11 protein-coding genes are annotated in these 11,869 nt (G+C 61.6%); 7 read left to right on the top strand and 4 right to left on the bottom strand.

Annotated features, from left to right (window positions below; genetic code table 11):
* The first annotated feature begins 158 nt into the window (after nucleotides 1–158).
* From NCR98_RS10610 to NCR98_RS10585, 6 genes are all read left to right on the top strand, one after another.
* Nucleotides 159–953: a PI-PLC domain-containing protein gene (locus NCR98_RS10610; protein ID WP_250526168.1), complete on the top strand. Its 795-nt coding sequence runs from the start codon at nucleotides 159–161 to the stop codon at nucleotides 951–953.
* Between the two features lie 379 nt (nucleotides 954–1,332).
* Entirely contained in the window at nucleotides 1,333–2,172 is an 840-nt protein-coding gene (locus NCR98_RS10605; RefSeq protein WP_244826065.1) for a glycosyltransferase family 2 protein, read from the top strand.
* A complete protein-coding gene (locus NCR98_RS10600; RefSeq protein WP_250526167.1) occupies nucleotides 2,169–3,128 on the top strand; it encodes a UDP-glucose 4-epimerase family protein in 960 nt (319 codons plus the stop codon). The genes NCR98_RS10605 and NCR98_RS10600 overlap by 4 nt, the downstream gene beginning before the upstream one ends.
* Nucleotides 3,129–3,253: 125 nt before the next feature.
* Nucleotides 3,254–4,303: an MraY family glycosyltransferase gene (locus NCR98_RS10595; protein ID WP_250526166.1), complete on the top strand. Its 1,050-nt coding sequence runs from the start codon at nucleotides 3,254–3,256 to the stop codon at nucleotides 4,301–4,303.
* Nucleotides 4,300–6,207 (top strand): polysaccharide biosynthesis protein, encoded by a 1,908-nt coding sequence (locus NCR98_RS10590; RefSeq protein WP_250526165.1) that lies wholly within the window; start codon nucleotides 4,300–4,302, stop codon nucleotides 6,205–6,207. The genes NCR98_RS10595 and NCR98_RS10590 overlap by 4 nt, the downstream gene beginning before the upstream one ends.
* 15 nt (nucleotides 6,208–6,222) lie before the next feature.
* Nucleotides 6,223–7,335, top strand: coding sequence for a glycosyltransferase family 9 protein (locus tag NCR98_RS10585; protein ID WP_250526164.1), 1,113 nt, complete (start codon nucleotides 6,223–6,225; stop codon nucleotides 7,333–7,335).
* Here NCR98_RS10585 and NCR98_RS10580 read toward each other — a convergent pair.
* The 3 genes from NCR98_RS10580 to NCR98_RS10570 form a co-directional block, all read right to left on the bottom strand.
* A complete protein-coding gene (locus NCR98_RS10580; RefSeq protein WP_250465414.1) occupies nucleotides 7,259–8,191 on the bottom strand; it encodes a LysR family transcriptional regulator in 933 nt (310 codons plus the stop codon). The two genes, NCR98_RS10585 and NCR98_RS10580, sit on opposite strands and share 77 nt — an antisense overlap.
* A gap of 125 nt (nucleotides 8,192–8,316) precedes the next feature.
* Nucleotides 8,317–8,907, bottom strand: coding sequence for a phosphatase PAP2 family protein (locus NCR98_RS10575; RefSeq protein WP_244826057.1), 591 nt, complete (start codon nucleotides 8,905–8,907; stop codon nucleotides 8,317–8,319).
* A gap of 69 nt (nucleotides 8,908–8,976) precedes the next feature.
* Nucleotides 8,977–10,050: a GlxA family transcriptional regulator gene (locus NCR98_RS10570; protein WP_250526163.1), complete on the bottom strand. Its 1,074-nt coding sequence runs from the start codon at nucleotides 10,048–10,050 to the stop codon at nucleotides 8,977–8,979.
* 297 nt (nucleotides 10,051–10,347) lie between these two features.
* Between NCR98_RS10570 and galU the strand changes: the two genes are divergently transcribed.
* Entirely contained in the window at nucleotides 10,348–11,298 is a 951-nt protein-coding gene (galU, locus tag NCR98_RS10565) for a UTP--glucose-1-phosphate uridylyltransferase GalU (RefSeq protein WP_244826053.1), read from the top strand.
* 68 nt (nucleotides 11,299–11,366) lie between these two features.
* Here the strand turns inward: galU and NCR98_RS10560 are convergent, their stop codons facing one another.
* A complete protein-coding gene (locus tag NCR98_RS10560; RefSeq protein ID WP_250526162.1) occupies nucleotides 11,367–11,819 on the bottom strand; it encodes a GDP-mannose mannosyl hydrolase in 453 nt (150 codons plus the stop codon).
* Between the last annotated feature and the right edge of the window lie 50 nt (nucleotides 11,820–11,869).

The raw sequence follows: 11,869 nt of genomic DNA, 5'->3' as shown, positions 1-11,869 counted from the left end.
GCCTCTTTAGGACGGACGGCGCTAAGCCAAAGGTCGTGCATCGAGATCGTTTTTATTTCCAGCCTCGTTTGCTTCTTATAGTAGTCAAGAGGTTTATCATCGATGCTGAGCGAAGAAAGTCGCGCATTGCATTTATACCGACTTGTGAGGCATCGTACATGAGACGTTTGGGCGTATTTGTTGCGGTACTGCTGCTTTTTATGGCTGTCTCGGCCAGTGAGAACTCCAATGCTTCGGGTCGACGGCCCGTACCTGGATTGTTCGTAGCTCACGCGCTTGGGGCAATCGACGGGGATGCTTATCTAAATTGCAAAGAGTGCTTTCTACATAGCTATGCAACCGGTTTTCGGTTATTTGAGATTGACTTGCTATCCACGCCAGACCATCGGGTAGTGGCAATGCACGACGGCCTTGAAAAGCGGTTCGGGCTCCCGATGAACTTCACTCATGCGCAATTCATGTCGAGGAAGTTAGACGGAAAATTTACGCCGGTTGACGGAGCGGAAATTGGGCGGCTGATGCAGCAAAAACGGGACTGGTATCTTGTGACCGATGTCAAAGATGGGAACGAATCCACGCTCCGCTTGCTGTGCACCGAGCTCGCTGCACAACACATCGACTGCAAAGATCGCGTGATTCCGCAACTCTATAACTTCTCTGAAATTGGCATCGAGCAAAAAATGAAGTTCAAGCGGTCGATCCTGACGCTCTACCGATTTGACAAACCGGCAAGTAAAGCCGAGGTCGTGGCTTTTGTAGCCCAACATCCCGAGATCTCGGCAGTGACCATGGCTTATCCGTACTGGGAGCAAGACTACACGGACCAGCTTCGGCGCGTGGGTGCACAGACGTTCGTTCATACCGTGAATGAGCCGAACGTGGTCGATCGCTTTTTGAATGCTGGAGTAGGCATCTATACCGACAGCTTCTATCAAAAGGGCTTGCGGCGCTAGCACAGCAGCGGGCGTCGGATCGAGCCCCGAGCGGACACTAAGGGTGGCTTCTCGCGTCTGGATAACTGCGGTGTAAAACGCGAGGCAACCTTGCGAATCTTTCAAGGCAGAGCGGTTGTCTGTTCGTTGATTGTCGCGACTCGCTCAAGGCGTCCGCGACATTGGCGAACGGTGATGTTGTCAGGCTGACGTCGAATCGACTGCCTTTGCAACCGAGCTTGAACCAGTCGCTAAGTCGGAACTTGTCGCGATCTTTTTCGTTTTAAACGACGATTGCGCCATATCTAATGTTCCCCGCCTCATCTCGGTGAAAATGATGACTGCCGTTGCCCTTTGAATCGCGGCCACAAATCTAGAATCCCTGTCACCAAGGACGCAGTTGAACTTCCACTCCGATAACGCAAGCTCGGCCGATTTGATAACCGCATCCGTCGTCGTCTACCGACCGCACCGCGAACTTCTCGAACGCACGCTGCGCACGCTCGATACCGCACTGCATCGCTTGTCCGTCACGAGTGGCACGTCCGCGCCCCTATACCTCATCAACAACGGAACCGACGAAGGCATCGACCTCGCCGACCTCATCCGCCACGTCGACCTGTCGACAACCATCATCGAAGGTCAAGGGAACGTCGGCTACGGTCGCGGCCACAACCTCGCGATCGAGCGCGCAACGAGCCGCTACCACCTGATACTGAACCCCGACATCGAGCTGGACCCCGAAGCGCTCGTACGCGCGCTCGCGTTCCTGGAAGCTCACCCGGAGGCGGGTCTCGTCTCTCCGATGATCATCGACGACACCGGCCATCAACAATTCCTTTGCCGCCGCTTCCCAACCGTCCTCGATCTTTTCGTGCGCGGCTTTCTCCCAGCACGCCTTCGCGCGCCCTTTGAAAAGCGCCTGGCCCGTTACGAAATGCGCGACGTCATCAACGACGAAAACATCCTTTGGGACCCGCCCATCGTCAGCGGCTGCTTCATGCTATTCCGCACCGAGGTTCTCAAAAAACTCGGCGGCTTCGACCCGCGCTATTTCCTCTATTTCGAAGACTACGACCTGAGCCTGCGTACCCACGAAATTGCCCGCGTGGCCTACGTGCCCTCGGTACGCGTGCTGCATCATGGCGGCGACGCGGCGCGCAAGGGCTTCAAACACATCAAGCTCTTCGTCACATCGGCGTGCAGGTTCTTCAACCGCTTCGGCTGGAAATGGCTATGAGCGAGCGCATCGGCGTGACCGGAGCAAACGGGTTCGTCGGGCGGGCCGTGTCGCGCTTGCTGCTCGATGCGGGCAAAGAGCCTGTAGGCATCGTGCGCGAGGGTGCAGCGGTCGAGCCGGGCGTCACGCCCGTGCACATCGGCTCGCTCGACGCAATCACGCCCGTAGCCTTCGAAGATTGCGCGTCGGTGATTCATCTGGCCGCGCGCGTCCACGTCATGAGCGACGCGGCCACCGACCCGCTCGCCGCCTTTCGCGCAATCAACGTCGATGGCACCCTCAGCGTCGCCGACGCGGCACATCGCGCAGGCGCGCGGCGCTTCATCTTCGTGAGCAGCATCAAGGCGCTCGCCGAACTGGACGATGGCCGTCCGCTCAAGGAAACCGATACGCCGCATCCACCCGATCCATACGGCGTCTCCAAGCTCGAAGCGGAGATCAGGCTGAAGGAGTTCGGCGCGCGCACCGGCCTGGAAATCGTGATCGCGCGTCCGCCGCTGGTCTATGGACCCGATGTGCGCGCCAATTTCTTGAGTCTGATGGGCGCGATCGCCAAGGGCATGCCGTTGCCCATCGGCGCGGTGGAAGCACGCAGAAGCCTTTGCTACGTGATGAATCTCGCCGATGCGCTCGTCACCTGCGCCACGCATCCGCGCGCCGCGAATCAGCTATTCCATGTCACGGATGGCGAAGATCCCGGTGTCGCGGACCTGGCCCGGCGTCTGGGGCATCATCTGCATAAGCCCGCGCGGCTGGTGTCCGTGCCGGTCGGCGCCTTGAAACTGGCAGGCAGACTCACCGGCAAATCCCCTCAAATCGCCCGCCTGACCGGCAGCCTCCAGATCGACTCGACTCACATCCGCGATGTGCTAGGCTGGCGCCCGCCGTACAAGCTCGACGAAGGCCTCGCCGCAACGGCGGACTGGTATCGCGCGTATCGTCTGCGGAAAACATAATTCCGAGCTAATTATGTCGAGTTAACGTCCGGTAACAACGGATAAGCCCCGGTAACACGCGCACCGCGTCGAAGAGGGCATGATTTGTCACAGTCGAAAGAAACTCACCTTGCAACTTCCGGGAAATGACCCAGCCGCTGTCACCCTTTGTCGTCAGTTCTCCATGGATTGCCGCCGCTTTAGTCGCGGCGGGATCGCTCGCAGCATGCGCCGCGATCCTCTCAGCCTTGCTTCGCACGGGCTTGGCCTGGCGCCTCGCCATCGATATTCCGAACGAACGTTCGCTTCATAGCCGTCCGACGCCGCGTGTCGGCGGATGGGGAATCGTTCCGGTTGCCGTCATCGCCATGCTGGTCGCCACGCCCACGCTGTGGCTTGCCGCGCTCTTGACCGTAGTGCTCGCGGCTGTATCGCAAATCGACGATCGTCGCGGCTTGCCCGCCCGCGTGCGCTTCGGCGCGCACGTGGCCGCCGTTGCGCTGCTCATCGCGCTGAATCCCGCGCCGGTGCCTTGGTGGGCGCTGGTTGCCGTCGGCTTCCTCATGGTCTGGCTCGTCAACCTCTACAACTTCATGGATGGCTCCGATGGCCTTGCAGGCGGCATGGCGCTATTCGGTTTCGGCGGTTACGCCGTCGCGGCGCTCTCCGGGCCCGTGCCGCAGATCGATTTAGGCGTCGCGAGCGCGGCGCTCGCCGGTGCCGCAGCGGGCTTCTTGCTATTCAATTTTCATCCAGCTAGGATTTTTCTGGGAGATTCGGGGTCGATTCCCTTAGGATTCTTGGCTGGAGCATTCGGATATTGGGGCTGGCTCAAGGGCACGTGGCCCGTTTGGTTTCCGGCGCTGGTGTTTTCGCCGTTCATCGGCGACGCGTCGGTGACGCTGCTCAAGCGTCTCGCGCGCGGAGAAAGGTTTTGGCAGGCTCACCGGGAGCATTACTATCAACGCATGGTTCAAGCCGGCGCCGGCCACGCGCGGACGGCGCTTGCGTGGTATTTGCTGATGCTCGCGGGCGTCGTGCTCGCCATCTCGGCGCTCGCGTGGTCTCCCGCGAGCCAGTGGCTGGCGGTCGCAGTATGGGTGGTCGTTGTCGTGGCGGCAGGCTCAGTCGTCGATGTTTGCTGGCGCCGTCATCAAGCGCTTCACTCCGGACAACCTAGAGGTACACGCGGATGATTCGATACAAAGCTCCTTGGCTTTCCGCCGGAGCCTTCGCGTTCGATCTGTGCGCGGTTGCCGCGACATGGCTCGTCGCCTACATGATCCGCTTCAACGGCGCCGTGCCGCCCGAGTTTCAGCACGGCGCATTCATGGCGCTCATCTGGGTGCTGCCTGTCTACGGCGTCATGTTCCGCGTCTTCGGCCTCTATCGCGGCATGTGGGTGTTCGCGAGTCTGCCCGATCTGATGCGCATCTCGAAGTCGGTCGCCGTCGGCGCGCTCGTCGTCATGATCGGCGCGGTCATGGCGCAACCAACGCCGGTCATTCCTCGCTCGGTGCTGATCGTCGAGCCGCTGTTGCTGTTTCTCGCAATGGGCGGCGCGCGCGCGCTCTATCGTGCGACCAAGGAGTTCTATCTCTATGGCGGGCTCGTCGGGCAGGGCAAGCCTGTGATCGTACTCGGCGCGGGCACTGCGGGCGCCATGCTGGCGCGTGAACTTGCGCGTTCGAGCGAATGGCGTCTGGTCGGCCTGCTCGATGACGATCGCTCGAAGCAAGGCCGCGAAGTGCTCGGCCACAAGGTGCTCGGAAGTTTCGGCGACTTGCAGCAGGTCGCGGAGCAATACAAGACCGATTACGCGATCATCGCGATTCCCTCGGCATCGGCGGAAGAGCAGCGTCGCGTCGCCACGCTGTGCGTGCGCGCGGGCGTGAAGGTCATGGTGCTGCCCGCGCTTAGTCAATTGACGCAAGGTGAGGGCGGTTTCCTGTCGCGCGTGCGGCAGATCGATCTCGAGGATTTGCTCGGCCGCGAGCCCGTCAAAATCGACATGCCGCACGTCGAACAGTTGCTGCACGGTCGTGTGGTGATGGTGACGGGCGCGGGCGGTTCCATCGGCTCGGAACTCTGCCGGCAGATTCTGCGTTTCTCGCCGGCGCAACTCGTCGCCTACGATCTAAGCGAATACGCGATGTATCGCCTGATCGAGGAGTTGCACGAGAAATTCACGGATTGCTCGGTGATTCCGGTCGTCGGCGACGCCAAGGATTCGCTGCTGCTCGATCAGACCATGGCGCGCTTTGCGCCGCATATCGTGTTTCATGCGGCCGCCTACAAGCACGTGCCGCTGATGGAAGAGCAGAACGCCTGGCAAGCCGTGCGCAATAACGTGCTCGGCACGCTGCGCGTCGCGCGCGCGGCGATTCGCCATGACGTGCGCCACTTCGTTTTGATTTCCACCGACAAGGCCGTCAACCCGACCAACGTGATGGGCGCCAGCAAGCGGCTTGCCGAGATGGCGTGTCAGGCCTTGCAGCAGGCCGCGCCGCACACGCAGTTCGAGACGGTGCGCTTCGGCAATGTGCTCGGCAGCGCGGGCAGCGTGATCCCCAAGTTCCAGCAGCAGATTGCGAAGGGCGGCCCGGTCACGGTGACGCATCCGGAAATCACGCGCTTCTTCATGACCATTCCCGAAGCCGCGCAACTCGTGTTGCAGGCATCGAGCATGGGACGTGGCGGCGAGATTTTCATTCTGGATATGGGTCAGCCCGTGAAGATCGTCGATCTGGCGCGCGATCTGATCCGGCTCTACGGTTACAGCGAAGAACAGATTCGCATCGTGTTCACCGGCTTGCGGCCGGGCGAGAAGCTTTACGAGGAACTACTCGCCGACGACGAAACCACCACGCGCACGCCGCATCCCAAACTGCGGATCGCGCAGGCGCGAGGTGTGCCCGAAAACTTCATCGACGAATTGTTGCCGTGGCTCATGCAGCATCGCGTGCTCGCGGATGACGAAGTACGGCGCGATCTGCGTCGCTGGGTGCCGGAGTATCAGACGGTGACCAACCCCACGCTGCAAAGCGTGCCGGTTGCGAAAGTGGCGAAAGTGGCCAACGAGCGCGGCACGTCGCTCTGACGGAGCCAACAGCGCATGACGACTTTCGACGAAGTCCATGCGCTGACCCATGCGGGTTCGTTGTTATCGAGGCACGGCGAGATCGTCGCGTCCTACGATCTCGAAGCCACCGGTAGCGATGCCTCCGGCTTCACTTCATTACACGACGCGCGGCGCGACATTCTCTGCGCCGTCTCCACTCCCTTCACGGCGAACTATGCAGCCGCGCGCCGCGTTCATCTCATCAACGCGTTCGGTGTGACGCTGGGCGATTCGATCATCGGCCTGTCCGCGCTCTTCGCGATCAAGCGTCGCTGGCCGCATCTCAAGTTTACGATTTATCGGCCGGCTCATGCTCCAGGCTACGTGAAGCGCTTGTATGAACTGGCCGCGCCGCTCGTAGGGGGCGATGTGATCGATCTGCCGGTGCCGCTCGCAAGCCTGCCCGCCGATGAACCGAAGATCGACCTCGGCAATCATCTCTTCTGGCCGAGCTTCGCCTCGATGCCGATGATCGATTTCTTCATCCGCGCGTTAGGCGTGGACCCGCTAAGCGTAGCGCCGGAAGACAAGCGCAATCGCTGGCTGCGTGATCTGGCCTTGCCCTTGCCCGCGCGTCACGCAGCCGACGCGGCGTATGTGCTGTTCTGTCCCAACGCGAGCACGCCAGTGCGCAGCGTGCCGCAGGCGGCGCGTGGGCGCATCGTCGCGCGTCTGTGGGACGAATTCGGCTTGCCCGTGTATGGCTTCGGCGCGATCGATCACCCGCACTATCGCGACATCGCGGCGCGTTCCAGGGATACGGCGGAATTCATCGCGTGGATCGGACACGCCTGTTATCTGGCGACGCCCGATACCGCCGCGCTGCATATCGCAGCGGGCTTCGACGTGCCGACGACGGCTTTCTTCACGACCATCGGCGCAGCGTTACGCTCGCGCGACTACGCCAACTGTCATGCAGTGGAGTTCGAACTGAGCGAGCTGCAAGGGATTCACGCGAGTGCCCGAGCGCAGGACCTTCGCGCGCTCGAACGTGTGTATGGCGCCTACGACTGGCGCACCATGCCGATCGTCACGACGGCGAGACCGTTTTGCCGCTCGCCTGAAACGCGGGCAAGCGTCCATAGAGCTCCGCCACCCAGTCGATGAATACGCGCACGCGCCGTGGCTGATGCCGGTTCGCCGCATACAGCACCGACACCACGCGCGCATACGACGGATACTCGTTCAGCACTTCCACGAGCGCGCCGCTTTTCACATAAGGGTCGAGCGTGTAGCTCGAACTCTGGATGAGTCCGAGGCCCGAGACGCCGCACGCAATGTACGAATCGCCGTCGTTCACCGCGATCTTGTGCTTCATCGCGATGGTGCGCGTTTCGTTATCGACGACGAATTCCCAGTTGCGCACGCGCCCCGACTTGTTGAGCACGTAGCCGACCGCGAGATGCTGTTCGAGATCGTCGAGCGTGCGCGGCGTGCCGTACTTCTCGAGATAGCCGGGCGATGCGCACGTGATCTGCGAATACGCGCCAATGCGCTTGGCCACGAGGCCGACATCGCCGACCGCGCCGACGCGCACCACGCAATCCACGGCTTCCTCGACGAGATCGACCGAGCGGTCCGTCAAAAGCAATTCGACGCCGATATCCGGATAGGCCGCGAAGAATTCCGGCAAGGCGGGAATGATGGTGCTCTTCGCCATGACCTGCGGCAGGCTGACCTTGACGTTGCCCTTGGGACTGAGCTTCGAATGCGAGAGCGACGCTTCCATGTCGTCGATCTCGCCCAGCACGCGCACGCAGCGATCGTAGTAAGCCTCGCCGTCTTCGGTGATGCTGATGCTGCGTGTGGTGCGATTGATGAGGCGTGCGCCGAGATGCGCTTCGAGCGCTTGCAGCGTGCGCGATACGCTCGCGGGCGGCAGGCGCAGCGCATCGGCGGCCTTGGAGAAGCTGCCCGCCTCGACGACGCGCGCAAAGACCTTCATGGCGAGAAAGCGATCCATACTCGTCTGCAATCACGGCCGCGCGCGCAAAGATGCAGGCATGCACGGCGGTCGAACTGTTGATCAAGCGGGGATCATACTTTGGAACCCGCCAGCCGCGCAGCAACCGTGGCCGGCGCGCACGATCACGACAGTCCGAGTCCGCGGCACAGCCACCACGAGTAGTGTTCGATCATCCGCTGGAACGGCGCGTGATGACCGTAAGCGATCGAAGAGACGGCGAGCAGCCCGAGGCCCGCCACGAGCGCGCGCGGCATCTTGCGCGGCACGGCAAACACATGGCGCAACAACAGGAAGGCGATGAGGCCGCCGAGCAGCCAGCCAGCCACGACTTCGGCGGGCGTGTGCGCGTCCTGCAGAATACGACTTGCGCCGATCAGCGCCGCGAGCACGAGTCCCGCTGCCGCGCCCAGCAGATACCACGCTCTTCCGAGCCCGCCCGCGAGCAAGCCTGCGGCGACCGTATAGATCGATGCCGCGAGCATGGTGTGCCCGCTGATCATACGAAATTCGATGGCCGGCACTTCGAGGCCGCAGCCTGCATAGAGAATCTTCGAAAGGCCGACCAAACCCATGCCGGCCGTCAGCAGCACGGCCCAGCGAATGGCGAGCCGCATGTCCACCGAGCGCAACCACAGTGCGCAAACGAGTGCGAGCGGCAAAAGGAGCGCCGCGTCGCCGAGATTGGAAAAAATCCAGAGTATTTTCGTTTCCATGCTTTTTTCGTTACCCCGTCCTGGCGCGCATCGGTCCATGCGCTGTTTAAGCTTATGCCGCCATAAAGTCTATGTCGTGTCGGCCGCTTGCTTGCGCCGTCCCGCCATGCGGTATTCCGTCGGCGAGATCGACAGCCGCTTGCGAAAGATCTTCGCGAGGCCGTCGCCACTGCCCGCGCCGCATCGGCGCGCAATCTTGTCCACCGGTAAGTCCGTTCCCGCAAGAAGCATGCAACTCGCGTCCAGTCGCGCGCGCAAGAGATATTCAGAAGGCGTGAGCCCGATTTGCGCCTTGAAGCGGCGCAGGAAGTTGCGTTCGCTCATGGCCGCGACGCGCGCCGCATCGGTGATCGAAATCGGCTTCACGTAGTTCTCGCGCATCCAGCGCGCGGCTGCGTCGATCTTCTGGCGCACGCCGCCGCTGTCGGTGTCTTCCAGCACGGTTGCAAGCTTGTGCCACGCGCCCGGCAGCGTGCGCTCCGACACTTCGCGCGCTACCGCCGCGCCGTGATCGCGCTTGACGATGGACAACGCCGCCGCGATCGGGCCTTTAGGATCGTCCAGCGTAAGCGTTTGTTCCGCGATGAAAAGTGCGTTCGACAACGCAGGCGACAAGGCCGAGGACAACGCGTCCTGCGCGGGTTCATCGCCGAAATCGAGCGAACGGTTCTGCAGCGTGAGATTGGCCGCCGCCAGAATGTGCGCGCCTTCGCCGATAGCCTTGATGAACGGGATCTTCGGTGCGATACGCCCAAGGCGTTTGCGCAACATGACGTCGTGCCGCGCGTGCCGCGCGCCTTCGCCGCCCGCGATGAAAAGGGCATCGCACTCGTTCATCCAGCGGTTTTCGAGGCTTTCGCTCCAGATGCGCATGGAACAGCTGCTCGCCACGCTCCCGCCTTCACTGGACACGAACATCAGCGAATAGTTCGGCGCCGCAGCGTTCGAGCCCGCATGAGCGGGCAGGCGAACCTGGTTGGCAAGCGAAAAGACTTCGGAAATAGAACTGACTTCGACGAGCGAGAAGTCCTCGAAGATCAGAATGCCGATTCGCTTCGCCATGCTGGGCACATCGGCGGGCGGCGCGTCGGTTTCGGGCGAGCGCACGACCTGCAGCCGGCCCATACCGTTGGCATATACCATCGACTTTCTCCTGTTCATCCCCTGTGTCGTAATCTCCCTGGTGGAGCGAAAAGCAGAGGGAAAACCAAGCTATATGCGTGGCACTATACGCGGCAGGCAGCAAACGCCGTCGCCATCGTCGGATAATGGCGAACTGTTGGCAGATGATTTCGATATTCGGACGATAAGCTGGCATCACTCATGTCGTCTGATGAAATCGGGCGATTGATTCCACTACATATCCCACAACAAGAGGCGGCCGCGAACGCTCCAAGACGCGTCGCAACGCCTCGTGCAACCGACAACCGAGGTGAGCCGATGCTCAAGGTACGCAAGGCGGTATTCCCAGTAGCCGGTCTCGGCACGCGCTTCCTGCCCGCAACGAAGGCGAGTCCGAAGGAAATGCTGCCCGTCGTGGACAAGCCGCTGATTCAGTACGCGGTCGAAGAAGCGATGGCCGCTGGCATCACGGAGATGATCTTCGTGACCGGGCGCAGCAAGCGCGCGATCGAAGACCACTTCGACAAGTCCTATGAAGTCGAAGCCGAACTCGAAGCGCGCGGCAAGGACAAGCTGCTCGAACTCGTGCGCGGCATCTTGCCGAGCCATGTCACCTGCATGTACGTGCGTCAGGCCGAAGCGCTCGGTCTCGGTCACGCCGTGTTGTGCGCGGAAAAGCTCGTCGGCGGCGAACCGTTCGCGGTCGTGCTCGCGGACGACCTGCTCGACGGCAAGCCGCCCGTGCTCTCGCAAATGGTCGATGTGTTCGACCACTATCATTCGTCGGTGATCGGCGTCGAGGAGATCGACCGCAAGGATTCGCGCTCGTATGGCGTGATCGAGGGCAAGCCCTGGGACGATGGTCTCTTCAAGCTCTCGCGCGTGGTCGAAAAGCCGGAACCGGCGCTCGCGCCTTCGAACTTCGGCGTGGTTGGCCGCTATGTGCTGATGCCGCGCGTGTTCGACTTCCTGCGTCAGCAGAAGCCGGGCGCAGGCGGCGAGATTCAACTGACGGACGCCATTGCCGCGTTGCTCGAACAGGAACAGGTGCTCGCGTATCGCTATCACGGCAAGCGTTTCGACTGCGGCAGCAAGCTCGGCTATCTGAAGGCGACGGTCGAATTCGCCCTGCGTCATCCGGAAGTGCGCGATGAGTTCGCCGCCTACCTGAACGCGCATTTCGGCAAGCTGGAAGCGGCGCAAGCAGAAGAAGTCCGCACCGATGTGGATGTCGACGACACGAGCGAAGACTCCACGGTCATCGCCTGAAGCATCATCTGTTTCGTTTCGATGAGAACGGCGCGCAGCGATGCGCGCCGTTTTTATTGCTGCACGGCTTAGCGGAAGTAAGCCTTCGTGTTCTCGTGCACGTCTTCGAGTGCGAGCAGTTCATCGGGCAGCAGCCATCGATAATCGCTGTGCTGATCGAAGCGGCCGATGGGCACCGTGCCGCTCAGGTTCATCGCGTAGGCAAGCACGATGTAGTGCGTGCCGAAGCCGGGCTCGCCGGCGAAGTTATCGTCGTAGCGATGCTCGAACACGCCATAAAAGCGCGACGACGAACGCTCGACGCTCGCCACGCCCAGTTCGTTACTGACGACGCGCTTGAACGCGGCATCGAGCGATTCGTCCTTGTCCACGCGCCCGCCCGGCACGAACCACGTGCCCTGTGCGGGTCGATTGCGGCGATGACCGACCAGAACCCGGCGGTTGCCGTCGGTCACGATCAGGTCGATCGAAATGAGCGGCGTGAGCCGGACCACCGTCATGAAATCGTCCACGTTCAGCATTGCTGCTCCATTGGTCTTTGCTTTTAATCGTTATGGATGCTGCTCGCGCG

This window comes from Caballeronia sp. GAWG2-1 (genome assembly GCF_023631405.1).
GTDB lineage: Bacteria > Pseudomonadota > Gammaproteobacteria > Burkholderiales > Burkholderiaceae > Caballeronia.
Note: the sequence above shows the minus strand (reverse complement) of the source record. Positions and strands in the feature narration are given on the sequence as shown.